We start from the raw sequence: 21,885 nt of genomic DNA on the forward strand, positions 1-21,885 counted from the left end.
TCAGCCGATGGCTTCCAGCGGCCGGTTTGCGGCCGCCGACGTTCGCAAGGCGGCGAGACAGCCGAGGATGCCAAGCGGGACGAAAGCAAGGAAAAGCCAGCTCGCGACATTGGCCGCGGCGTCGTGGTTCAAGCCTTGCGAAAAGCCGCTGGCATTGGCGACGATGCCGGCAAGGGCCGCCCCCACGGCGTAGCCGATGCGCTGCATGGTCGGCACCGCGGCGGAAGCAATGGTCTGCTCGTCAACCGGGGCGGAGGCGACGATGACGCGGGTCAGGAACGGCCAGGCAATGCCGAAGCCGCCGCCCTGCAACAAGGCGCAAATAAGGATCAGCGGGATGGAGCCCAGGGGTATCGTATAGGCAAAGCCGGCGATGCCCGCCGCGATCATCAGCGCGCCGGTGACAATGATCAGCCGTTCACGCTGCTGCGGCGCGTTGGCGACGAGGATCGACAGGATCGACCAGGCGATCGATTCGGCGGCGATGATGTAGCCGGTGGTCAAAAGCGGAATGTCGTGCAGGCTGGTCAAAAGCAGCGGCCCATAGACGCCGAAGGAGCAGGTCGCGACGGAAAAGGCGGCGACCATGGTCATGCCGGCACCGACCGGCGTGCGCCACGAAAACAGCCGCGCCGGGAACAGCCGCGAGTGCGGCTTCAGCGCGTCGATGGTGAAGAACAGTGCGAGCCCGGCGAGGCCCAGAACGATCAGCAGCGAAGAGCGCAGCAAGGCGATGTCGACGCCGGCCGAGGCGATCAGCACCACGGCGACGGCAAGGCAGGCAAGGGCGGCGAAGGGGAAAGGCGGGGCCTTGCCGGCGCTCGTGCTGGGTTTCTTCGCCTCCGGCGTGTTCAGCACCAGGAAGCTTGCCAGCGCCATGGCGGTGCCGCCGAGGGTGAAGACACCGAAGGCCCAGCGCCACGACAGGAATTCGGTCATGATCGCGCCCAGCAAAGGGCCGCTGAACGCCGCGACGCCCCAGATCGCCGACATGATGCCGAAGAGCTGCGGCCAGATGGCCCGCGAAAACAGCCGCTCGACCGAAACGAAGGCCAGCGATACCAGCGCGCCGCCGCCCAGCCCCTCGATCAGCCGGCCGGCGAGGAACAACTGCATGGAAGGCGAGGTGGCGCAGATCAGCGCTCCTGCGGCGTAAAGCAGGGCCGCGACCACCATATTGGTGCGCAGCGCCACATAGCTCACCAGCCGCCCGGCGGCGGCACCGGCGACGATGGCGCCGAGCTCGTAGATCGCCAATGACCAGCCGACGAGTTGCACCCCGGCCAGTTCGCCGACCATGGCCGGCATGACGGTTGCCACCATCGTCTCGTTGGTGGCGTGCAGCAGGATGCCGAGGCTGATGAAGCAGAAGCGCGCCAGGTCGCCGCTCGCCCACAATGCGCGCCAGTCGACCCTGTTTGTGCTGATTTCAGTCATGTCTACCCTTTTGCATATCTCGATGCCAGCGCACGGCACCAGAAGCCAGCAAGGCTTTCCGGCAGGACCATACGCATCAGGACTGCGCGCCTCATAGACGCGCTGTCCCCGTCTGGGCAGGCTTGTAGGACCTCAACCGCGGTTGAGCTCAAGCGGTTCGTTTCGGTGGACCATCGCAACGGTCGAGATTGGCCGAAGCCTCTCAACTTCGTCATCCCTGGGCGAAGCACGAGCGAAGCTCCGTCGCGGGGAGCCTGGGATCCATTCCGTGACCTTGGTCGTGGAGTGCACGGTGCTGAATTCTGGACTGTGGCGGCGCGCAGTCCCCGGCATGGATCCCTTGATGAGCGAGCACCTTCGTCTTGCGATCAATTCTCGGTGCTGCGCAGCTGGAACTGGCTGACGCCGATGGCGAGATTGATGCCGGTCTGCGTCTGCAGGCTGAGCGGCTGGAGGGTGAAGGCCTGCGAGGAGCCGCCGACCAGGAGATTGGCGCCTGCGCCGACGGCCGCCGTCACCTCGGCGCTGGCGCCGATATAGTCGCCCGCCAGCGCACCCGGCGCGTAGATGTTCTTCAGCGGCGTCAGCACCAGCCAGCCCATCACCGCCTGTTTTGTCGTGCCGATGTCGAGGCCGTATTTGTTGACGGCGCCGAAATAGGCCTCCGGCGCGAAGCTCTTGTCGGTCGGGGTGAAGGTGCAGCTCAGATCCTTGGTCGAGCCGAAGATGAAGCCGGTGCCGCCGCCTATGGCGCATTCAAGGGTACCGAGTTCGATGCCTCGGTCCTGCGCCTGCGTCTGTGTCGCGCCGAGCACGAGTGCGATCACGGCAGCGGCGATGGCTGTCTTCGGCATGGCGGTCCCCCCAAAATCAAAACGGCGCGGAACCATCCTATATGGTTCCGCGCCGCAAGGTAGAGAGGAGCGCGTGGCTCCGTTCGATCACTTGAGCGAGTGGATCAGCTGAAGCGAGGTCACGGCCACGGCGAGGTTGACGCCGGTCTGCGCCTGGACGCTGAGTGGCTCCAGCATGAAGGCGCCGTCGAAGCCGCCGACCAGCAGGTTGGCGCCACCGCCGGTGACGACGCTCGCCTCGGCGTTGACGCCATAATAGCTGCCGGCAAGGTCGCCCGCATCGCGGTCACGGGTCGCGGCAAGAACCGCCCAGACAAGCTGGCCCTGATGCGTCTGGCCCAGATCGACACCGATCTTGGAGATGACGCCGGTGTAAATCTCCGACGGGCCGTGGTGGTAGGGACGGAAGACGCAGGACACGCCCTTGTTGGAGGCGACAATGTAGGCGGTGCCGCCGTCGATGGTGCAGTCGAGCGTGCCGAGCTGCAGCTTTCCGGCGCTGGCCGGAGCGGCAGCGAACACGGTCGTTGCAAGGGCAGCGGCGCAGACGAGTTTCTTGATCATGGGAGGGTCCTTTCGCAAATCGCTTGGAATAACGGCTTGAGTGACCAGACCGTTCCGCCGAAAACTTGGCGCGAACAAGGCAAGGATTGACGGCTTAATGCGGGGGTTAACGCGCGGTTGCCGGATCGGCGGCGATCTTCAGCCCTGCGTGTCCTTTCGGACACGCAGACGTCCCCACAATGCTTAGCCGGATCTGCTAAAGCCGATATCAGCTGACGCGGGCGAGGCCGTCCTTGGCCGGCTGGTAGCTGGGGTTGAGGCGGACGGCTTCCTTATAGGATTTCGCCGCCTTTGCCTTGTCGCCGCGCCGCTCGTAGATGAGCGCCTGGTTGGCCCAGGCCTCGGCGTTCTGGCCGTCGAGCTTGATGGCCATGTTGAAGTCGGAGAAGGCGTTGTCCTCGTCGCCCGTCGCCAGATAGGAAAGGCCCCGGCCGTTATAGGGCTCGGCCGCATCCGGTGCCAGCGAGATGGCGGTCGAGAAATCCTCGATGGCGAATTTGTGCTGGCCCTGGCTTTGGTAGATCAGGCCGCGATTGTGGTAGGCGCGGGCGTCCGTCGTGTCGAGCTGGATCGCCTTCTGGAAGTCGTTGAAGGCGTCCTGGGTGCGGCCCGCTTTGCGGTAGAGATTGCCGCGGCCGATATAGGCGGCGTCATAATTGCCGTTGATCTGGATCGACTTGTTGTAGTCGTCGAGCGCGGCCGCCTGATTGCCGAGGAAGCGCTGGATGAGCGCGCGGTTGGAATAGGCCTGGTAGAAATTCGGATTGAGCTGGATGGCCTGGTTGAAGTCCTTGAGCGCCGCCTGATACTGGCCGCCGCGGCCATAGGCCGAGCCGCGCACATTGTAGCCTTCGGGATCCTGCGGATTGCGCTGGATGACCGCCGACAGCGAGGAGATGTTCTCGCTCGACCCCTGCGCCTTGTCGATGTTGTTGAACTCGCCGGTCGGGCCCGACGTCTGGCAGCCGGCCAGCACCAATCCGGAAAGCAGGGCTGCCGTCAGGGCGAAACCACGCAATGCGGTCCCGCGCTCCACGCTCATTGCGTTCATGTCTGCCCTGTCCTCACTTCAAGCCGCGTCGCTCAGGTCCGGATCCCCCCTCCGGGCCGGGTCACAATCAAAATAAAAAGGTGGCGGCGATTCCGCATCGCGCCACCTTGGTATCCTTCGAAAAGGACGAAATATTGGCGATAATCAGCGCGGCGGACGCGCTGCGCCAGCAGCACCACCGGCAGCCACCGGACGCGGCGTCATCGGCAGCAGGCCTTCGCGCTGGGCGCGCTTGCGGGCCAGCTTGCGAGCGCGGCGCACGGCCTCGGCCTTTTCGCGGGCGCGCTTCTCGGACGGCTTCTCGTAGTGACCGCGCATCTTCATTTCGCGGAAAATACCTTCGCGCTGCATCTTCTTCTTGAGCGCGCGAAGCGCCTGATCAACGTTATTGTCGCGGACGAGTACCTGCACGGGCAATCCTGTCTTTCGGGTTTGATATCAACAGGCAAGTAGCCATAGCCACTAGCCTCCGCGGCGGTCGACACCACGAATTGTGGCGGCTGATAGCAGAATCAGGCCGCGCTGTCCACAGTCGAAATGCAGGACGACAGCCAAATTGCCACGGTCGCCCCGAGATAGGGCTCCAACTACGCCGTGGCCAGGTGCAGCCGCTCGAAATCCTCGAAAAATTCGCCGTAGTCACAAGTGATCTCTTCGCCGGCGGCGATGTCGCGTGTCGCTGTCGCGCCACCATATCGCGAAAAATCTGTGTTCGGCGTCGCCGAATGGTTCATGAAGCGGCCATTGTCGACCTCATAGACCATGAAGCCCGGCCGATCCGGGCTCGGATAGGCATAGCGGTCGAGCAATTCCTTCAGAGGCTGGGGTGCGGCCTCGTATTTGTCCATCGGGATCAGCCGGTCGAAATCCGGATCAAGCCGCCAGATCGAGGCGCCCTTCCGGATCGGCTCGGCGGCGAACATGCCGACGCCCTCGATTGCGCTGGCGGCCACATAGGTTCGGATCAGCATCATGGTTTCGGGACCCGTTTCGACAGGAAACGGAATCGCCAAATCGCGCGGAAAAAGCAAGACCGGCTGCCTGCGTCAAAGCGGCGAACCGGCCTGTTCGCCGCAAACCTTCACGTCCGGTTGATCGAGACCCCGCCGTCGGCAAACAGCGCGGTTCCCGTGGTGAAGCTCGAAGCATCGGAGGCGAGGTAAAGCGCCGAGCGGGCAATCTCTTCCGGCTGCGCCATGCGTTTCAACGCATGGATGCCTTCGACGAAAGCGCGGGCTTCGGGCGTCGTTGTCGTCGCGCCCGGTGTGTCGGTGCCGCCCGGCAGCAATGCGTTGACGCGCAGGCCTTTCGGGCCGTATTCGGCGGCCAGAACCTGTGTCAGGCCGATCAGGCCGGCCTTGGCGGCGGCGTAGGCGGCCATGCCCGGCATGCCTGCGGTGTAGCCGACAAAGCTCGAGGTGAAGATCAGCGAGCCGCCGCCGCGCTCCAGCATGGCCGGTATCTGATACTTCGCGCCGAGAAAGGCGCTGGTCAGATTGATGTCCATCGTCTCGTGCCATGCCGCCGGCATCATGTCGGGCAGGGGCGCCATCAAGCCGACGGCGCCGGCATTGTTGAAGGCGATGTCGAGGCCGCCGAAGCTTTCGACTGCCAGATCGACAAGCGCCTTCGCATAGGCTTCGTCCCTGACGTCGCCGGCAAGCGCGATGGCCGTGCCGTCCGCGCCCGATATGTCGGCGACAAGCGTATCGAGCTCGGCCTGACGACGGGCCGCGACGACAAGCTTTGCACCTTCGTCGGCGAAGAGTTTTGCCGTGGCGCGGCCGATGCCGGAACTGGCGCCGGTGACGATGGCGATCTTGTTGGCGAGTGCGAGCATTTTGGGCATCCTGTTTTTCGCGCCGGTCTCGCCGGCAATCGGGATGCTTGGTCGCAGATGGGGCAGGTCGGAGCCACCCGATACCTGCGAAGGAGCGCCGTCCTGAGCTATTGCTTCAGCAGCCAGCCCAGCCGGTCGAGCGAAAATGCGTAGCTGATGGCGATGAGCAGGGCGACGACGATGCCCGTGGTCGTGCGACCCGCGCCATAGAATCCGGCAGCACCGCCGAACAGGATGACGAGTTCGAGCGCCAGCCGCACCGTGCCTGGCACCGGCACCGGTGCGCGACCCGACCGGCTTGGGTCGTTGAGCACCGCGAAAGTACCCCACAGCACGGCCGCAACGAGCGGCAAGGCGAACGCGAGGACCCAGCGCCACCATCCCTGGGAAAGGTGCCAGCCGGCAATGCCGAGGCCGAGCAGGGCGGCAAGCTCCAGCAGGAAGCGCAATGTCAGATTCCACCAGGCATTGCCCATTTTCGTCCTCCAGAATCGCGCGACGGACAATGTGGCTGAATGCACCCACGGCAGCCAGCCCGCACGGGTCTTTTTCGTCGTGGCGCAAAACGGCAAGCGCCGTCGCAAACAGCGCAAGGGTGGAAGCGCTGTTTCGCTAGTGATACACCTCGCGCGCCGGGCCGAACAAAAGCCCGGCTGCAATCCGCGAGATCTGTTGGCGCGAGGCTGGGACGTTGAAAAAATATTCGGTATTCGCCATCGCCCGCGAGGCCATGCGTGGCCACAAGGGCTGGGAGGAACAATGGTCCTCGCCTGAGCCCAAGAAGGAATACGACGTCATCATCGTCGGCGCCGGCGGCCATGGGTTGGCCACCGCCTACTATCTTGCCACGGTGCATGGCATCACCAATGTCGCGGTGCTGGAAAAGGGCTGGCTGGGTGGCGGCAACACCGGCCGCAACACCACCATCATCCGCTCCAATTACCTCTATGACGAGAGCGCCGGCATTTACGACCATGCGCTGAAGCTGTGGGACGGGCTCTCCCAGGAGCTCAACTACAACGTCATGTATTCGGCGCGCGGCGTCATGATGCTGGCGCACAATGTGCACGACATCCAGGTGCTGAAACGCCATGTCCACGCCAACCGGCTGAACGGCATCGACAATGAATGGCTGTCGCCGGAGCAGGCGAAGGAATTCTGCCCGCCGCTCAACATCTCCAGGGATGCGCGCTATCCGGTCGTCGGTGCCGCGCTGCAGCGGCGCGGCGGCACGGCGCGCCATGACGCGGTCGCCTGGGGCTATGCACGCGGCGCTTCGGCGCGCGGCGTCCACATCATCCAGAATTGCGAGGTCACCGGCGTCAAGCGCGCCGCCAACGGCGCGGTCATGGGCGTCGACACGACGCGCGGCTTCATCGGTGCCAAGAAGGTCGGCGTGGTTGCCGCCGGCCATTCCTCGGTCATCATGAACATGGCCGGCGTGCGCATGCCGCTGGAAAGCTATCCGCTGCAGGCGCTGGTGTCGGAGCCGGTCAAGCCGGTCGTGCCTTGCGTGGTGATGTCGAACACGGTGCACGCCTATATCTCGCAGTCCGACAAGGGCGAGCTGGTGATCGGCGCCGGCACCGACCAGTATGTCTCCTATTCGCAGACCGGCGGCCTGCACATATTGCAGCATACGCTGGACGCCATCTGCGAGATGTTCCCGATCTTCACGCGCATGAAGATGCTGCGCTCCTGGGGCGGCATCGTCGACGTGACGCCCGACCGCTCACCGATCCTGGCCAAGACGCCGGTGCCGGGACTCTACGTCAATTGCGGCTGGGGCACGGGCGGCTTCAAGGCGACGCCTGGTTCGGGCCACGTCTTTGCCCACACCATCGCCAGGGACGATCCGCATCCGATCAACGCGCCCTTCACCATCGAGCGCTTCCGCACCGGCCGCCTCATCGACGAGGCGGCGGCGGCGGCGGTGGCGCACTGATGATGATGGCCGAGATGGCTGTCGCCATGCCGCTGATGCTGGCGGGGGAACAAGGCATGTTCCATTTGCCCTCGGCGGACGAAGTCCGCACGCAACCGATCAGCCGCGCCGGAAACGAGGCCAACTGGCCGTTTTCCGTTGACGACGGCATATTGGCTTGTGTGTGGAGCGGCGGCCAGAAGGTGGTGATGTTCGTGGAGAACAGACCTTCCGATCTGGGCGAGGACGATCCATTCGACCCACGCCGCGTGATCGTCACGACCGATCCGATGCAACTCACCATCGGCAACATGGCGTATCGCGACCTGTTTCGTCCGGCCGCAAGTGTCGAGGAGCGTATCCGGCTCGTCGCGCCGTTTGCGGCTATGGGCCAGAAGCTTTGCGACCAACCCCCCGGCGCCCGCGTCGGCCACGGCGAATTGTAGGAACAAACAGAATGCTTCTCATCCGCTGCCCCTATTGCGAGGAAGAGCGCCCGGAACTCGAATTCCGCAACGCCGGCGAGGCGCATATTGCGCGCTCGGCCAACATGGCGGGCGAGAGCGACGACGATTTCGAGAAGTTCTTCTTCATCCGCTCGAACCCCAAGGGCATCATCTATGAGCGCTGGCGGCACATGCATGGCTGTGCGCGCTTCTTCAACGCTGTGCGCGACACCGTCACCGACAAGTTCGTCATGACCTACAAGGCCGGCGAACCCAAACCCGCCAAGCTCCCGGGAGTTGCCAAATGAGCGGCGCGTTCCGCATTCCGAGAGCCGGTCGCCTCAGCCAGGCCAAGACCGCGCGGTTCAGCTTCGACGGCCAGTCCTATACCGGCATCGAGGGCGACACGCTGGCCTCCGCACTGCTTGCCAATGGCGTGCATCTGGTCGGCCGCTCGTTCAAGTACCACCGGCCGCGCGGCTTCCTGTCGGCCGGCGCGGAAGAACCCAATGCGCTGGTGCAGATCGTGCGTGACGACGCGCGCAAGACGCCGAATGTGCGCGCCACCGTGCAGGAGCTCTATGACGGGCTCGCCGCCAATTCGCAGAACCGCTGGCCGTCGCTGTCCTTCGACGTCGGCGCGGTCAACGACCTGGCATCACCGCTGTTTTCGGCCGGCTTCTACTACAAGACCTTCATGTGGCCGAAGGCGGCCTGGAAAAGCCTTTACGAGCCGAAGATCCGCGAAGCGGCCGGCCTTGGCGTCTCGCCCGACAAGCCCGATCCCGACCATTATTCGTCGCGCTACGCGCATTGCGACGTGCTGGTGCTGGGCGGTGGTGCGGCCGGCCTCGCGGCGGCCTTAGCGGCAGCGGAAACCGGCGTGCGCGTCATCCTCGCCGACGAGCAGGCCGAATTCGGCGGCAGCCTGCGTTTCGAGACAGGGGCGAAAATCGACGGCCAAGACGGTTTCGTCTGGGCGCAAGCGGCGATCGCTAAGCTCACAGCCATGGATAATGTCCGTGTGCTCTCGCGCACCACGGCCTTCGGCTATTACGCGCAGAATTTCGTCGGGCTGGTCGAGCGCGTCAGCGACCATTTGAAGGCTCCCGGCCACGAGTTGCCGCGCGAGCGGCTTTGGCAAGTACGCGCCAAGCGCGTGGTGCTGGCGTCTGGCGCCATCGAGCGCCACATGGTGTTCGCCAACAACGACCGGCCGGGCATCATGCTGGCGGGCGCGGCGCGTACCTTCCTCAACCACTATGGCGTGGCGGTCGGCAGGAATGTCGGCGTCTACACCGCCAATGATTCAGCCTATGCGGCGGCGATCGACCTGAAGAAGGCCGGCGTCAACATCGCGGCGATCGTCGATCTGCGCGACAACCCGACGGGACCGGTGATCGACGAGGCGCGGGCGCTCGGCATCGAGATCAATTTCGGCCGCGCGGTGATCCGTGCCGGCGGCAAATTGCGCGTGTCCTCGATGACCGTGCAGCCGAAGAATGGCGGCGGCGAGCGCACCATTTCCGTCGATGCGATCCTGATGTCGGCCGGCTGGACACCGTCGGTGCATCTGTTCTCACAGTCACGCGGCAAGGTCGCCTTCAACGACGAAACCAAGCGTTTCGTGCCGGGCACCTATGCACAGGATTGCGTTTCGGTCGGCGCCTGCAACGGCACCGACGGCTTGTCGGCCACGGTGGACGAAGCCTATGCGGCTGGCGCCATGGCAGCCAAGGATTCCGGCGCGAAGACCGCCAAGGGCACAAAGCCTAAGGTCGACGCCTCCGAAAGCTGGTCGCGCGGTATGCTGGGCGCGGCGCCTGGCGCCGGGCCGGACACGACGGTGAAGGCCTTCGTCGATTTCCAGAACGACGTTACCGCCAAGGACATCCGCCAGGCGGTGCATGAAGGCATGCGCTCGATCGAGCACGTCAAGCGCTTCACCACCAACGGCATGGCGACCGACCAGGGCAAGACCTCCAACATGCACGGCCTGGCGATCGCGGCGGAGACGCTCGGAAAGCCGATCCCGGAAGTCGGCCTGACCACGTTCCGCGCGCCCTACACGCCGGTCACCTTCGGGGCGATCGTCAGCCATGCGCGCGGCCCGCTGTTCGACCCGACGCGCAAGACGGCGATCCATCCGTGGGCGGAGGCCCAAGGTGCCGTGTTCGAGGATGTTGGCCAGTGGAAGCGCGCCTGGTATTTCCCCAGGGCCGGCGAAGACATGCACGCGGCGGTCGACCGCGAATGCGTCGCGGTGCGCAAGACAGCCGGCCTGTTCGATGCCTCGACGCTCGGCAAGATCGAGGTGGTCGGGCCGGATGCGGCCAAGTTCATGGAGCTGCTCTACACCAATCCGTGGGAGAAGCTGGAGCCCGGCCGTTGCCGCTATGGCATCATGCTGCGTGAGGACGGCTTCATCTATGATGACGGCGTCGTCGGCCGTCTGGCGCCGGACCGTTTCCATGTAACGACGACGACCGGCGGCGCGCCGCGTGTCATGAACCATATGGAAGACTATCTCCAGACGGAGTTTCCGCATCTCAATGTCTGGCTGACCTCGATCACCGAACAGTGGGCGGTCATCGCGGTGCAGGGGCCGAAATCGCGCGACATCATCGCACCGCTTGTCGAAGGCATCGACATGTCGGATGAGGCGCTGCCGCACATGTCGGTGCGCGAAGGCAAGATCTGCGGCGTGCCGACAAGGCTGTTCCGCATGTCGTTCACCGGTGAGCGCGGCTTCGAGGTCAACGTGCCGGCCGATTACGGCCAGGCCGTCTGGGAAGCACTGTGGGCCGAAGGCCAGAAGCATGGCGCCACCGCCTACGGCACTGAAACCATGCACGTGCTGCGCGCCGAAAAGGGCTACATCATCGTCGGCCAGGACACGGACGGCACGGTGACGCCGAACGATGCCGGTCTCGACTGGGCGGTCGGCAAGAAGAAGACCGATTTCGTCGGCATCCGCGGCATGGCACGGCCGGACCTGGTCGCCAAGGGCCGCAAGCAATTGGTCGGTCTCAAGACCAAGGACCCGAAGGTGGTGCTGGAGGAAGGCGCGCAGATCGTCGAGGATCCGAAGCAGGCAATCCCGATGAAGATGATCGGCCACGTGACGTCCAGCTACTGGTCGCAGAATTGCGGCCGTTCGATCGCGCTGGCGCTGGTTGCCGGCGGCCGCGACCGGATGGGCGACACCCTCTATGTGCCAATGCCGAACGGGGTGATCGAAGTGGAGGTTACCGGCATGGTGTTCTTCGACGAGACGGGAGGCCGCCTCAATGGCTAAGGCTGCTGCAAAGAAGACGGCTGCGGCCGCATCGCCTTCAGTCGACCGCCGTCCGGCATTGGCTGGACGCACTACGACGGCGACCGGCGTAAAGGTTGAAGTGCTGCCGCCAGCCGAGCGCATCTCGCTGCGCGCGCCGGAGGCTTCGGTCGCGGCGCTGTCGAAGGCGCTTGGCCTGACCTTGCCGAAGAAGCCGAAGACTTCCGCGTCGAAGGGCGGGCGCACCGCTCTGTGGCTCGGCCCCGACGAGTGGCTCGTCATCGACGAGGGCGGAAACGATCCACTCGCCGATTGTGCGACGGTCGCCGCGCTTCATTCGGCGGTCGGCATTTCACACCGTAACATCGCGATCTCCGTCACCGGTCCGGCGGCCGAAGCCGCGATCAATTCGGGCTGCCCGCAGGACCTGTCGCTCGACGCCTTCCCGGCGGGCGCGGCTTCGCGCACCATCCTCGGCAAGGCCGAGATCGTGCTGTTGCGCACGTCGAACGACGCCTTCCGGGTCGAGTGCTGGCGTTCGTTCTCGGACTATGTCTTTACTTTCCTGTCCGAGGGAGCCCGCGACGCGGCTGGCTGACCCGGAACGTTTTGCCGCCCGCGTTCGTTGTGCGGCAACAGGTCGAGGGAGAAGTGTCGATGCCGTCGAAGTCCGCGCCGAAGTTGCCACTCAAGAAGACGTCGGCCGTCCGCTCGCTTGAGCACGAGCAGCACGAAGCGTCGAGCGCGGAAGAGGAACTCGAGGAGGGCCTCGAGGACACGTTCCCGGCCAGCGATCCGGTGTCCATCACCAGTTCGGCGATCCCCGGCGCGCCCGCCAAGCCGGGCAAGGCCAAGACCGTTCCTGGTCGAAAATCCCGCAAGCCCTGATTTTCCGCAATTTTGGCCGAAGGCATCTTTCCAAGGTATCGCCAGTTGGGATATTCAAAGCGCTTTGGAGGAGGAAAAATGCCGATAAAAGCTGTTGTCTGGGGCGAGAACGTCCATGAACAGACCAATGCCGCCGTCCGCGACCTCTATCCCTTGACCATGCATGGCACGATCGCCGCGGCACTCAACCAGGACAAGGGCATCGAGGCGACGACCGCCACCTTGCAGGAACCCGAGCACGGGCTGAGCGAGAAGCGCCTGGCCGCCACCGACGTGCTTTTGTGGTGGGGCCATGCCGCGCATGGCGAGGTCAAGGACGAGATCGTCGAGCGCGTGCAGAAGCGGATCTGGGAAGGCATGGGGCTGATCGTGCTGCATTCCGGCCATTACTCGAAGATATTCAAGCGGCTGATGGGCACGCCCTGTTCGCTGAAATGGCGCGAGGCGGGTGAGCGCGAGCGGGTCTGGGCGATCAACCGCGGCCACCCGATCGCGCAAGGCATCGGCGAATGCCTGGAGATCGGCGAGACGGAAATGTATGGCGAGCCCTTCGCCGTGCCGGAGCCGCTGGAGACGGTGTTCGTCTCCTGGTACGAGGGCGGCGAGGTGTTCCGTTCCGGGCTGACCTACCAGCGTGGCGCGGGCCGCATCTTCTATTTCTCGCCCGGCCACGAGACCTATCCGATCTATCACAATGAGGGCGTGCAGCAGGTGCTGCGCAATGCCGTGCACTGGGCGCACAATCCGGCGCCCGCATGGTCCGGCATCACCAATGCGCCGAACGTGCCGACGGACAAGGCCAAGGAGAAGATCATGCAGAAGGGCCTGCGCCTGCATGCCGATGGCGACAAGGGTTTGAGTTGATGGGGGACCTGATCTGATGCATCGCCTGCTCTTGCTCGGCACCGGCTGGATCGCCGGACATCATGTCGAAGAGTTCGCAAAGGTTCCTGGCTGCAGCATTGTCGCCTGTGTCGATCAGCTGCCTGGCCGCGCGGCGGCGTTTGCCGCTGCCAACGAGATCGGCGCTTCTTTCGAGAGCCTTGAAGCGGCGATCGCCTGGGGCGATTTCGACGCCGCCATCAACGCCACTCCGGACGGTGTGCACAAGGCGACGACGCTGGCGCTGCTTGCCGCGGGAAAACATGTCTTTTGCGAAAAGCCGCTCGCGCCGAACCATGCCGATGCGCTTGCCATGACCGAAGCGGCCGAGGCCGCCGGCCTCGTCAACATGGTCAATCTCACCTACCGCAATTCACCGGCGATCCAGGAAGCACGGCGTCTGGTGTTGGCGGGCGCGATCGGCGAATTGCGCCATGTCGAGGCGAGCTACAAGCAGAGCTGGCTGGTCAGCAAATCCTGGGGCGACTGGCGCCTCGAGGACAAATGGCTGTGGCGGCTGTCGACCCGGCACGGGTCGACCGGGGTTCTGGGCGATGTCGGCATCCACATCCTGGACTTCGCCACCTATGGCGCGGCCCAGGATATTGTCAGCCTGCACGCCGATCTGGTGACGTTTCCGAAGGCCGAGGGCAACCGGATCGGCGACTATGTGCTGGACGCCAATGACAGCGTGGCGATGACGGCACGGCTGGCATCCGGCGCACTGGCGACGATCATGGCGAGCCGCTACACGACCGGCCATGGCAATGACCTGTCGCTGGCGCTGCATGGCACCAAGGGAGCGCTCAAGGTCGAGACCGATGGCAAGGCAGCGCGGCTGTCGGCGTGCCTGGGAGAGGACGTCGATGTTCAGCTCTGGCGCGAGCTGGCCCTGCCGGATGTCAAGCGCAACGCCCGCCGGTTTGTCGACGCGCTGGATGCCGGGCAGAATGGTGCCCCGTCCTTCCGGCGCGCCGCCGACATGCAGAAGTTGATCGACGCCGCCTTCGAGAGTTCGGCGAGCAGGCTGCCGATCTCGGTCGGCTGACATCCGGCCATCGCAGCGGTTGGCAGCCTTGGCGCAAAGCGATCAGCCAGGATTGCCGTCGCGCCAGGCGGTCTGCCCCATCAACCGGTTCATGGTCGACAGATACTCGTCTTCCGAGGTCGACCAACGCAACCTCGCCATTTCCTCGGTGTCCGGACCGGCGAGATAGCGCAGGCGGTTTGATGGATCGGTCGCCGCCGCATGGATTGTCGCAACGACCTGTTCTTCATCCGCATCCGGGAGCGGGTAGTTCGTCATCGACCGCATCATGTGGTCGAAGTAGGGCTTGTATTTTGCCGGCACGGAAACGGCCTGTGACGCCTCCATGGTGTTGGCGGTGAAACTGGTGGTGCGCATGGCGCCGGGTTCGACCAGCTTGACCAGGATGTTCTGCGATTCAAGTTCGTAGGACAGCGATTCCGACAGGCCTTCGACGGCATGCTTGGTCGCGGTGTACAGCACCAGCAGTGGTACGGCCGCCAGCCCGACGCCGGAGGTGATGTTGACGATCGTGCCGCCACCATGATCACGCAGATGCGGGATGACGGCCTGCATGACATTCATCACCCCGAAAACATTGGTCTCGAAAATGCCGCGGATCGTCTCCTTCGCGGTCGCCTCGAAGATCGAAACGACGCTGATGCCGGCATTGTTGACGACGGTGTCGATATGCCCAAATCGCGCGATCCCGGCGGCAATGGCGCTCTCTATGCTGGCTGGGTTGGTGACGTCGAGAGGCAAGACAAGCATTTGCTGGGGATAGCCGGCGGCGAGGCTCTGGTCCGGCTTGCGCATCGTGGCGATGACGTTCCAGCCTTGGGCCGCGAAGTGCCTCGCCGTGGTCTTGCCCAGTCCGGAGGAACAGCCGGTGATGAGGACGGTCTTGGTCATTCACATAACTCCTTGAGGTTATGCGGGTGATCTAGGTAAAACGTTTGGGCTGATCTATAATGGAAAATGCCAGTTAAATTACGGATCGTCTCATTTGGACCCCTTGACCGATATCATCGCCCTGTTGCGCCCAAGGACGCTGCTGCTTGGCAATCTCGCAGCAACCGGTGAGTGGGGCATCCGCTCGCCATACCAGACCGACCCCACCTTCTATCTGGTGACCGAAGGTGAATGCTGGTTCGAGCCAGACTATGCCGAGGCGGTGCGGCTGTGCGCGGGGGATTACCTCCTGGCCGCGCAGCCGTCTTCGGTGTGCTTCGTCAGCCACCCCGGCGCCAAGCTCGTCCTGTCCGACACCGAGTTCAAGCAACGCAATACGGTCAACAATGAGCTCAGGGTCGGCACACTAGCGGAAGGCCCGACGACCCGCATCCTTGGCGGCCTGATCCTGTGCGACCCGGCCAATGCCGATCTGCTGTTCGGTCTGCTGCCACGCTTCACCCATATACGGGCGGCGGAGGAAGTCGGGGAAAGGCTGGGAAACCTGATGCGCATCATCGTCGATGAGACAGACGCTGCACGGCCGGCCAGGGACATGGTGCTGTCGAGGCTGATCGAGGTGATGCTGATCGAAACGCTGCGGCGGGATGGCGCGCGGCGCGCGTTACAGCCTCAGGGACTGCTTGGCGGCCTTGCGGATCCGAAGCTGGCGAGGGCGCTCGCCCACATCCATGCGGATGTCGGCAGAGCGTGGACGGTCGCCGAACTCGCCAGAAGTGCCGGTATGTCACGCTCGCGCTTTGCGCGGCGGTTCACCGATATCGTCGGGGCGGCACCGGTCGAATATCTGCTGGCGTGGCGCATGGCGCTGGCCAAGGATGCCTTGCTGCATAGCCACAAACCGCTCAGCCAGATCGCCGCCGATGTTGGCTATCAATCGGCTAGTGCCTTCAGCACCGCCTTCAGCGGCAAGGTTGGCTGCGCACCAACTCAATATCAGGCGCAGAACCTGGGGTAGCTATCTCGTCCATGCCCGGGGAACCCCCGGGCGGGTATGCGGTCGATCTTAGAACGCGCTTGGCAGGATCCAGGGATTGATGCTGATGCCAAGGCGCGGGCCCTTGCCTTCAGCGGTATTTTCCGCGGTGCCCTTCTTCTCGACCGAGCCGGTCGAGGCGCAATCCAGCTTCACATTGGTCTTGGTGTCGACGCAGGTCGCGGCCGGCAGGTGCTTGACCGGCTGGGTGGTGCCGGCGGCGAAGGCCGAACCGGAAAGTGCCACCACGGCGGCGAGGGCGAGGAGTGTCTTTTTCATCGTCAGTCTCCGTTTTCGACGGGTGAATTTCTTCCGTACATGTACGGTTCTACGTACAAATACGACTGCCGATCGCGAAGTTCAAGTCAAGATCGTACGCGTACGATAAATTTTTTGTTAACCAAGAATTTGCCCTCGGTTTGGTCCGAAAGGGTGGCTGGAAACGAAGGAGATGTCGTTCAGCAGTTGACCAGTGTATCGGTCAATGGCGGTACGTTCTGGGTGCTCAGTGCGGCCAGTTGGAAATCGCACATGCGTTTCACGAATGCCTGCGGGTCGCCGAAGGGGTAGAAGGGAAAGGTGATCAGCAGCGAGATCGTGCCGTGGCCGACCGCCCACAACATGGTGGCGATGGCGCGCGGATCGCCTTGCAATTTTCCGGCGGCGACGCAGGCTTCGACCCGCGTGATCAGCACCTTCATCGCCGGGTTGGCCTCGTGCATCTCTTGAAAACTCCGACCTTCCGGCGGCCTGGTCTTTTCGGTCATGAAAACGGTGCGGTATTCATTGGGATTGCCGAGGCCGAAGGCGGCATATTCGGTCATCACGGCCTGCAAGGCCTCGACCGGATCGTCGGACGGATGCTCCTCGATACGGCGGGCAAGCGTTTCGAAAGCGTCCTCGGCCAACGCGAACAGAATGTCCTGCTTGTCGGCGAAATAGGAATAGACCGACATCGGCGCGTAGCCGACCCGCTTGGCCAGTTTGCGGATGGTCAGGCCCTCATAGCCTTCTTCCTGAACGAGCTTGTGCGCGGCCGCGACCAGTTCGGAACGCAGTTCGGCCTTCTGTTTCTCGCGGCGTTTCTGCACGCTCAGCGGCAAATCCGGTGCCTTTCGGTCGTGTCTGGGGTTGGTTGTATCCGGCTAAATTATATACGCTGTACGGAAACGGACAAGGGCACGGGAAGTTCCCAAACGGCATGGCTCAGATGGCGCCGACGCCGCCGTCTATGGCCAGCGCATGGCCGGTCATGAAGGAGTTGGCCGGGTCGGCGGCGAACAGGATGGCGGCGGTGATTTCATCGACTTCCGCCACGCGTTTCATCGGCACGCCGCGTGTCAGTTCGGCCAGCGCCTCTACCTCCGGCATAGCGGAGGCGCGCACGAAACTGTCCACCATTGCCGTCCTGGTGTGGGCCGGGCAGATGGCGTTGATGCGCACACCCTTGGTCGCATATTCGGCGGCCGCCGATTTGGTCAGCCCGACGACGCCATGCTTGGCGGCGGCATAGACCGAGAGTTTCGGCGCGCCGACCAGTCCGGCAACCGAGGCGATGTTGACGATGGCGCCGCCCCTGGCTGTCGCCTTGAACTGCCGCTCCATCTGCGGGATCTGGTGCTTCATGGCATAGAAGACGCCAAGCAGGTCGATCTCAAGCACGCGGCGGGCCTCGTCCGACGGAACCTGCGGCAGGCGCATAAAACTCTGGACGATGCCGGCATTGTTGACGGCGACATCCAGCCTGCCGAATCTTTCGACCGCCAGCCGGACCAGATCCTCGGACAGTTTTTCGTCGGCCACGTTACCGGCCAGGATCGCCGTCTCTGTGGGCAAGGTTGCGGCGAGATCTGCGAGCGCCTTCTCGTCGATGTCCGATAACACCAGCCGCGCGCCCTCGGCGGCAAAGCCTTTCGCGGCACCCTGGCCGAGGCCGCCGGCGGCACCTGTGATCAGCACCGTTGCTCCGTCAAAGCGGCCCATAATTGCTCCCCGTCATGTCTGCTTGTCGATCAGTCTGGCGGCGAGATGCGACAGCAGCTTCACCGCCTCGCCATAGGTCCTGGCCTTTTCGGGATTGGAGGCATTGCCGTCCAGCGCGCGCTTGTAGACACCCTGGCAGATCGCCGCCAACCGGAAGAAGGAGAAGGCGAGGAAGAAGGTCCAGTTGCCGATGCCGCTGAGCCGGCGCCGCCGGCAATAGGCAGCGACGTAGTCTTGTTCGGAAGGCAGGCCGTGCGCGGCGCGGTCGATGCCGCCGAGGCCGCGAAAGCCGGAAGCATGCGGCAGGCGCCATTGCATGCATTGATAGGCGATATCGGCAAAGGGGTGGCCAAGCGTCGACAACTCCCAGTCGAGCACCGCGATGACCCTTGGCCGGTCCGGCGCGAAGATCAGATTGTCCAGCCGGTAGTCGCCATGCACCAGCGATATCAGGCCGTCATCCGCGGGCCGGTGCGTTTCCAACCAGGCGATCAGTCGGTCCATGTCGGCAATGATGCCGGTTTCGGAGGCGCGGTACTGGCTGGCCCAGCGTGCCAGCTGCCGTTCGAAATAATTGCCCGGCCGGCCGAAATCGGAAAGACCCACCGCGTCGACATCGACATCGTGCAGGGCCGCGAGCGTGCCGTTCATGGCGTCGTAGATGGCGGCGCGTTCATCGTTGTCACGTGCCTCGGGCAATGCCGGATCCCAGAAGATACGGCCGTCGAGGAAATCCATGACATAGAACATGCGGCCGATCGGCGAGTCCTCGGCCGACAGATGCAGCATTTCGGGCACTGGCACGGCGGTGCCGGCAAGCGCCTTCATCACGCGGAATTCGCGGTCGACCTGATGCGCCGACTTCAGCAACTGCCCCGGCGGCTTGGCGCGCAGCACATAGCGGCCGCTGGCCGCCGTGATGAGATAGGTCGGGTTGGACTGGCCGGATTTGAATTTTTCGATTGAAGCAAACCCGGAAAAGCCGGGGATTTCCGCCTCGAGGTAAGGCGCAAGCGCTGCCTGGTCGAGCGCGTTGGGGTCGTTCATGCGGTCTCGGGCTGGCGTTCGATCAGCGTCAGCGTCAGCCAGCGGGCGGTCAGAGCCGGTTTCTTCGAGCCCTCGATCTCGATCGTCACGTCGTGCGCCGTCTGCACCCAGCCCGAGGGTCTCACCTTGACATCGGCCAGCACGAAGCGGGTGCGGATGCGCGCGCCGGTCTTCACCGGCGCCAGGAAGCGCAGCGAATCGAAGCCGTGATTGACGCCCATCTTGCCGTTTTCCAGCGGCGGCATGGTCTCGAAGGTCATTGCCGACAGCAGCGACAGCGACAGGAAACCATGCGCGATGGTGCCGCCGAAGGGCGTCTCGCGCTTGGCCCGCTCGGGATCGCAATGGATGAACTGGTGATCGTCGGTGGCGTCGGCGAACTGGTCGATCATCCGCTGCGTCACCACCCGCCACGGCGAAACGCCAACCTCCTTGCCGACACTGGCCAGAAGCACATCGAGACTGATCGGTTCCACGCTCATGTCCTCCAGTTCACCTCCGGCTTCTATGGCCGGAAAATGTCATTCCTTGAACAAGGTCAATCCATGCTGCACCGACTGCCCGCCGTCGATCGGCAGGATGGCGCCGGTGACATAGCTGCCTGCACGGCTGCACAAATAGAGCGTTGCGCCGGCAATGTCATCCGGTGCGCCGATACGGCCGATCGGAACATGGCCGCCGACATGTCTGGCCTGCTCATCGGTACCGGTGGCAAAGGCCGTCATCCGGCTCTGGAAAGGGCCAGGAGCAAAGGCGTTGACGGTGATGCGGCGGGCGGCGAATTCGAGCGCGAGCGTACGCGTCAGATGATGCACCGCGGCCTTGGACGCCGTGTAGGAATAAGCGTCGTCGGCCAATGGCTGCGTCCCCATCACCGAACCCAGGTTGATCACCCGGGCCGGATCGGCGTCGCTGGCGGCGGCTTCGAGCAGAGGCAGCAATTCGCGGGTCAGGTGGAAGACGGCGGTGACGTTGACGCCGAACACCTTGGCCCATGCCGAATAGGGAAAACTCTCCAGCGGCGCGCCCCAGGAAACGCCGGCATTGTTGATCAGGATATCGAGTTTGGCGGTCCGCGCCTTGACCTCGGCGACGAGTGCGGCGATGCCGGCCTCGCTGGAGACGTCGCCGGCGAAGCCCTCGGCCTGGCCGGGGGCGCCGAGCCCGTTCAACGCATTGGCAACCTGGATGCAATCCTCGCCCTTGCGCGAAGCGATCATGACGCTGGCGCCGGCCTTGACCAGCGCTGTCGCCGCCATGCGGCCGATACCGGTCGCCGCGCCCGTCACCAGCGCGGTCTTGCCGGCCACCGAAAACAGCTCGTCGAGATAGGCCATTCCAGTCTCTCCACGCTTTGCCCTGGGCAAAGAGTTCGCGTTGACAAGGCTATCCGAAGTACGGTCATCCTTGCCACGGGTAAATTGCCGGGCCTCTATGAAGGGTTAGCGACCGATGACGGAGATGAATCTCGGCATGACCGAGCGGCTGAAGCCGATCCACGCGCGCGTCGCGGCCATGGTGCGCGACGAGATCATGCCGCTCGACAAGGAATTCTTGGGCGAGGTGGGCAAGGCGGGCGACCGCTGGGTCTACAGCCCACGCCAGAGCGAAATCCTCGAAGGATTGAAGAAGACCGCCAGGGAGCGCGGTCTGTGGAATTTCTGGCTGACAGGCTCGGAACGCGGCTACGGCCTGTCCACCGTCGAATACGCTTATCTGGCGGAGGAGATGGGCAAGGCGTATCTCGGCGCCGAAACCTTCAATTGCTCGGCGCCGGACACCGGCAATATGGAGGTGCTGGAGCGCTACGGCTCGGCCGACCACAAGAAGGTGTGGCTCGAGCCGCTTTTGGATGGAAAAATCCGCTCGGCCTATCTGATGACCGAGCCTGATGTCGCCTCGTCCGACGCCACCAACATTTCGATGCGCTGCGAGAGGCAGGGCGACGATTATGTGCTCAACGGCGAGAAATGGTGGGCCTCGGGCGCCGGCGACCCGCGCTGCGCTATCTACATCGTCATGGTGCTGACCGGCGGCGAAGACGAGCCTCAGCACCGCCGCCATTCGATGATCCTGGTGCCTTCCGACACAAAGGGCGCGACCAAGGTCCGCGCCATGCAGGTCTATGGCGACGACGACGCGCCGCATGGCCATATGCACCTGCGCTTCGACAATGTCAGGGTACCGGCAGCGAACCTGATCCTTGGCGAGGGCAGGGGGTTCGAGATCGCGCAAGGGCGGCTCGGTCCCGGCCGCATCCATCACTGCATGCGTGCCATAGGCCAGGCCGAGATGGCGCTGGAGATGCTGTGCCAGCGCTCCGTGCGCCGCGAGGCCTTCGGCCAGAAGCTGGCGAAACTCGGCGCTAATTTCGACATCATTGCCGAATGCCGCATGGAGATCGAGATGGCCCGGCTGCTCTGCCTCAAGGCGGCTTGGATGATCGACCAGGGCGATGCGCGCGCCGCTGCGCCCTGGATCAGCCAAATCAAGGTCATCGCGCCGCGCGTCGCGCTGAGGATCACAGACGAGGCGGTACAGATGTTCGGCGCGCAAGGCATCAGCCAGGACACGCCGCTGGCGCGGTCGTGGACGCATCTGAGGACATTGCGCCTTGCCGACGGCCCTGACGCCGTGCATCGCCGGCAGGTGGCGCGGACGGAGCTGAAAAAGTACACGCAGGAGAAGCTCTGAGCAGCAGCCGCTAGACCATGAGT

25 protein-coding genes are annotated in these 21,885 nt (G+C 64.1%); 10 read left to right on the forward strand and 15 right to left on the reverse strand.

Annotated elements, in window-relative coordinates; translation table 11 throughout:
* The 8 genes from JG747_RS09895 to JG747_RS09930 all read right to left on the reverse strand — a co-directional run bounded on the left by JG747_RS09895 (position 1) and on the right by JG747_RS09930 (position 6,222).
* Entirely contained in the window at positions 1–1,437 is a 1,437-nt protein-coding gene (locus tag JG747_RS09895) for an MFS transporter (RefSeq protein WP_202361684.1), read from the reverse strand.
* 368 nt (positions 1,438–1,805) lie between these two features.
* Positions 1,806–2,291: a DUF992 domain-containing protein gene (locus JG747_RS09900; protein WP_032920750.1), complete on the reverse strand. Its 486-nt coding sequence runs from the start codon at positions 2,289–2,291 to the stop codon at positions 1,806–1,808.
* Between the two features lie 87 nt (positions 2,292–2,378).
* Positions 2,379–2,855, reverse strand: coding sequence for a DUF992 domain-containing protein (locus JG747_RS09905; protein ID WP_019861134.1), 477 nt, complete (start codon positions 2,853–2,855; stop codon positions 2,379–2,381).
* A gap of 208 nt (positions 2,856–3,063) precedes the next feature.
* Complete coding sequence (locus JG747_RS09910; RefSeq protein ID WP_019861133.1) at positions 3,064–3,906, reverse strand: tetratricopeptide repeat protein; 843 nt, start codon at positions 3,904–3,906, stop codon at positions 3,064–3,066.
* A gap of 144 nt (positions 3,907–4,050) precedes the next feature.
* Complete coding sequence (gene rpsU, locus JG747_RS09915) at positions 4,051–4,317, reverse strand: 30S ribosomal protein S21 (protein ID WP_010911429.1); 267 nt, start codon at positions 4,315–4,317, stop codon at positions 4,051–4,053.
* A gap of 176 nt (positions 4,318–4,493) precedes the next feature.
* Positions 4,494–4,880, reverse strand: a complete 387-nt coding sequence (locus JG747_RS09920; protein ID WP_027047389.1) for an SET domain-containing protein — start codon at positions 4,878–4,880, stop codon at positions 4,494–4,496.
* A 107-nt stretch (positions 4,881–4,987) separates the two neighbouring features.
* Positions 4,988–5,746, reverse strand: coding sequence for an SDR family oxidoreductase (locus tag JG747_RS09925; RefSeq protein ID WP_027047388.1), 759 nt, complete (start codon positions 5,744–5,746; stop codon positions 4,988–4,990).
* A gap of 107 nt (positions 5,747–5,853) precedes the next feature.
* Positions 5,854–6,222, reverse strand: coding sequence for a YrdB family protein (locus JG747_RS09930; RefSeq protein WP_064980848.1), 369 nt, complete (start codon positions 6,220–6,222; stop codon positions 5,854–5,856).
* A 215-nt stretch (positions 6,223–6,437) separates the two neighbouring features.
* Between JG747_RS09930 and JG747_RS09935 the strand changes: the two genes are divergently transcribed.
* The 8 genes from JG747_RS09935 to JG747_RS09970 all read left to right on the forward strand — a co-directional run bounded on the left by JG747_RS09935 (position 6,438) and on the right by JG747_RS09970 (position 14,211).
* On the forward strand, positions 6,438–7,691 hold the full coding sequence (locus JG747_RS09935) for a sarcosine oxidase subunit beta (protein WP_032931625.1): 1,254 nt from the start codon (positions 6,438–6,440) through the stop codon (positions 7,689–7,691).
* A 2-nt stretch (positions 7,692–7,693) separates the two neighbouring features.
* Positions 7,694–8,116 (forward strand): hypothetical protein, encoded by a 423-nt coding sequence (locus tag JG747_RS09940; protein WP_202362259.1) that lies wholly within the window; start codon positions 7,694–7,696, stop codon positions 8,114–8,116.
* A gap of 11 nt (positions 8,117–8,127) precedes the next feature.
* Positions 8,128–8,424 carry a sarcosine oxidase subunit delta gene (locus JG747_RS09945; protein ID WP_019861127.1) on the forward strand — a complete coding sequence of 99 codons (297 nt, stop codon included), beginning with the start codon at positions 8,128–8,130 and terminating at the stop codon, positions 8,422–8,424.
* Positions 8,421–11,414: a sarcosine oxidase subunit alpha gene (locus tag JG747_RS09950; protein WP_064980847.1), complete on the forward strand. Its 2,994-nt coding sequence runs from the start codon at positions 8,421–8,423 to the stop codon at positions 11,412–11,414. The genes JG747_RS09945 and JG747_RS09950 overlap by 4 nt, the downstream gene beginning before the upstream one ends.
* Complete coding sequence (locus tag JG747_RS09955; RefSeq protein ID WP_019861125.1) at positions 11,407–11,991, forward strand: sarcosine oxidase subunit gamma; 585 nt, start codon at positions 11,407–11,409, stop codon at positions 11,989–11,991. The genes JG747_RS09950 and JG747_RS09955 overlap by 8 nt, the downstream gene beginning before the upstream one ends.
* A 59-nt stretch (positions 11,992–12,050) precedes the next feature.
* On the forward strand, positions 12,051–12,281 hold the full coding sequence (locus JG747_RS09960) for a hypothetical protein (RefSeq protein WP_080511854.1): 231 nt from the start codon (positions 12,051–12,053) through the stop codon (positions 12,279–12,281).
* Positions 12,282–12,359: 78 nt separating this feature from the next.
* Positions 12,360–13,145 (forward strand): ThuA domain-containing protein, encoded by a 786-nt coding sequence (locus JG747_RS09965; protein WP_202361685.1) that lies wholly within the window; start codon positions 12,360–12,362, stop codon positions 13,143–13,145.
* A gap of 16 nt (positions 13,146–13,161) precedes the next feature.
* On the forward strand, positions 13,162–14,211 hold the full coding sequence (locus tag JG747_RS09970; RefSeq protein ID WP_019861120.1) for a Gfo/Idh/MocA family protein: 1,050 nt from the start codon (positions 13,162–13,164) through the stop codon (positions 14,209–14,211).
* A 42-nt stretch (positions 14,212–14,253) separates the two neighbouring features.
* On the opposite strand, the gene JG747_RS09975 is transcribed toward JG747_RS09970, so the two are convergent.
* Positions 14,254–15,102, reverse strand: a complete 849-nt coding sequence (locus JG747_RS09975; RefSeq protein WP_202361686.1) for an SDR family oxidoreductase — start codon at positions 15,100–15,102, stop codon at positions 14,254–14,256.
* Positions 15,103–15,205: 103 nt separating this feature from the next.
* On the opposite strand from JG747_RS09975, the gene JG747_RS09980 reads away from it, so the two are divergent.
* Positions 15,206–16,120 (forward strand): AraC family transcriptional regulator, encoded by a 915-nt coding sequence (locus tag JG747_RS09980; RefSeq protein ID WP_202361687.1) that lies wholly within the window; start codon positions 15,206–15,208, stop codon positions 16,118–16,120.
* 48 nt (positions 16,121–16,168) lie between these two features.
* On the opposite strand, the gene JG747_RS09985 is transcribed toward JG747_RS09980, so the two are convergent.
* The 6 genes from JG747_RS09985 to JG747_RS10010 all read right to left on the reverse strand — a co-directional run bounded on the left by JG747_RS09985 (position 16,169) and on the right by JG747_RS10010 (position 20,505).
* On the reverse strand, positions 16,169–16,417 hold the full coding sequence (locus JG747_RS09985; RefSeq protein ID WP_019861117.1) for a DUF680 domain-containing protein: 249 nt from the start codon (positions 16,415–16,417) through the stop codon (positions 16,169–16,171).
* A gap of 179 nt (positions 16,418–16,596) precedes the next feature.
* Positions 16,597–17,241 (reverse strand): TetR/AcrR family transcriptional regulator, encoded by a 645-nt coding sequence (locus tag JG747_RS09990; protein WP_019861116.1) that lies wholly within the window; start codon positions 17,239–17,241, stop codon positions 16,597–16,599.
* 103 nt (positions 17,242–17,344) lie between these two features.
* Positions 17,345–18,121 carry an SDR family NAD(P)-dependent oxidoreductase gene (locus JG747_RS09995; protein ID WP_202361688.1) on the reverse strand — a complete coding sequence of 259 codons (777 nt, stop codon included), beginning with the start codon at positions 18,119–18,121 and terminating at the stop codon, positions 17,345–17,347.
* A 12-nt stretch (positions 18,122–18,133) separates the two neighbouring features.
* Positions 18,134–19,168, reverse strand: a complete 1,035-nt coding sequence (locus JG747_RS10000) for a phosphotransferase (protein ID WP_202361689.1) — start codon at positions 19,166–19,168, stop codon at positions 18,134–18,136.
* Positions 19,165–19,650: a MaoC family dehydratase gene (locus JG747_RS10005; RefSeq protein ID WP_019861112.1), complete on the reverse strand. Its 486-nt coding sequence runs from the start codon at positions 19,648–19,650 to the stop codon at positions 19,165–19,167. The genes JG747_RS10000 and JG747_RS10005 overlap by 4 nt, the downstream gene beginning before the upstream one ends.
* 39 nt (positions 19,651–19,689) lie before the next feature.
* Positions 19,690–20,505 carry an SDR family oxidoreductase gene (locus tag JG747_RS10010; protein ID WP_019861111.1) on the reverse strand — a complete coding sequence of 272 codons (816 nt, stop codon included), beginning with the start codon at positions 20,503–20,505 and terminating at the stop codon, positions 19,690–19,692.
* Positions 20,506–20,620: 115 nt separating this feature from the next.
* On the opposite strand from JG747_RS10010, the gene JG747_RS10015 reads away from it, so the two are divergent.
* Positions 20,621–21,862 carry an acyl-CoA dehydrogenase family protein gene (locus JG747_RS10015; RefSeq protein ID WP_019861110.1) on the forward strand — a complete coding sequence of 414 codons (1,242 nt, stop codon included), beginning with the start codon at positions 20,621–20,623 and terminating at the stop codon, positions 21,860–21,862.
* Positions 21,863–21,885: the final 23 nt, after the last annotated feature.

The sequence above is a fragment of the Mesorhizobium sp. 131-3-5 genome, assembly GCF_016756575.1.
GTDB classification, from domain to species: Bacteria; Pseudomonadota; Alphaproteobacteria; order Rhizobiales; family Rhizobiaceae; genus Mesorhizobium; species Mesorhizobium jarvisii.

What these genes read in the sequence shown, in the direction of transcription:
- JG747_RS09895 (WP_202361684.1), bottom strand. Translation starts at nt 1,437, where the DNA reads ATGACTGAAATCAGCACAAACAGGGTCGACTGGCGCGCATTGTGGGCG.
- JG747_RS09900 (WP_032920750.1), bottom strand. Translation starts at nt 2,291, where the DNA reads ATGCCGAAGACAGCCATCGCCGCTGCCGTGATCGCACTCGTGCTCGGC.
- JG747_RS09905 (WP_019861134.1), bottom strand. Translation starts at nt 2,855, where the DNA reads ATGATCAAGAAACTCGTCTGCGCCGCTGCCCTTGCAACGACCGTGTTC.
- JG747_RS09910 (WP_019861133.1), bottom strand. Translation starts at nt 3,906, where the DNA reads ATGAACGCAATGAGCGTGGAGCGCGGGACCGCATTGCGTGGTTTCGCC.
- JG747_RS09920 (WP_027047389.1), bottom strand. Translation starts at nt 4,880, where the DNA reads ATGATGCTGATCCGAACCTATGTGGCCGCCAGCGCAATCGAGGGCGTC.
- JG747_RS09925 (WP_027047388.1), bottom strand. Translation starts at nt 5,746, where the DNA reads ATGCTCGCACTCGCCAACAAGATCGCCATCGTCACCGGCGCCAGTTCC.
- JG747_RS09930 (WP_064980848.1), bottom strand. Translation starts at nt 6,222, where the DNA reads ATGGGCAATGCCTGGTGGAATCTGACATTGCGCTTCCTGCTGGAGCTT.
- JG747_RS09940 (WP_202362259.1), top strand. Translation starts at nt 7,694, where the DNA reads ATGATGGCCGAGATGGCTGTCGCCATGCCGCTGATGCTGGCGGGGGAA.
- JG747_RS09945 (WP_019861127.1), top strand. Translation starts at nt 8,128, where the DNA reads ATGCTTCTCATCCGCTGCCCCTATTGCGAGGAAGAGCGCCCGGAACTC.
- JG747_RS09950 (WP_064980847.1), top strand. Translation starts at nt 8,421, where the DNA reads ATGAGCGGCGCGTTCCGCATTCCGAGAGCCGGTCGCCTCAGCCAGGCC.
- JG747_RS09955 (WP_019861125.1), top strand. Translation starts at nt 11,407, where the DNA reads ATGGCTAAGGCTGCTGCAAAGAAGACGGCTGCGGCCGCATCGCCTTCA.
- JG747_RS09960 (WP_080511854.1), top strand. Translation starts at nt 12,051, where the DNA reads ATGCCGTCGAAGTCCGCGCCGAAGTTGCCACTCAAGAAGACGTCGGCC.
- JG747_RS09965 (WP_202361685.1), top strand. Translation starts at nt 12,360, where the DNA reads ATGCCGATAAAAGCTGTTGTCTGGGGCGAGAACGTCCATGAACAGACC.
- JG747_RS09970 (WP_019861120.1), top strand. Translation starts at nt 13,162, where the DNA reads ATGCATCGCCTGCTCTTGCTCGGCACCGGCTGGATCGCCGGACATCAT.
- JG747_RS09975 (WP_202361686.1), bottom strand. Translation starts at nt 15,102, where the DNA reads ATGACCAAGACCGTCCTCATCACCGGCTGTTCCTCCGGACTGGGCAAG.
- JG747_RS09985 (WP_019861117.1), bottom strand. Translation starts at nt 16,417, where the DNA reads ATGAAAAAGACACTCCTCGCCCTCGCCGCCGTGGTGGCACTTTCCGGT.
- JG747_RS09995 (WP_202361688.1), bottom strand. Translation starts at nt 18,121, where the DNA reads ATGGGCCGCTTTGACGGAGCAACGGTGCTGATCACAGGTGCCGCCGGC.
- JG747_RS10000 (WP_202361689.1), bottom strand. Translation starts at nt 19,168, where the DNA reads ATGAACGACCCCAACGCGCTCGACCAGGCAGCGCTTGCGCCTTACCTC.
- JG747_RS10005 (WP_019861112.1), bottom strand. Translation starts at nt 19,650, where the DNA reads ATGAGCGTGGAACCGATCAGTCTCGATGTGCTTCTGGCCAGTGTCGGC.
- JG747_RS10010 (WP_019861111.1), bottom strand. Translation starts at nt 20,505, where the DNA reads ATGGCCTATCTCGACGAGCTGTTTTCGGTGGCCGGCAAGACCGCGCTG.
- JG747_RS10015 (WP_019861110.1), top strand. Translation starts at nt 20,621, where the DNA reads ATGACGGAGATGAATCTCGGCATGACCGAGCGGCTGAAGCCGATCCAC.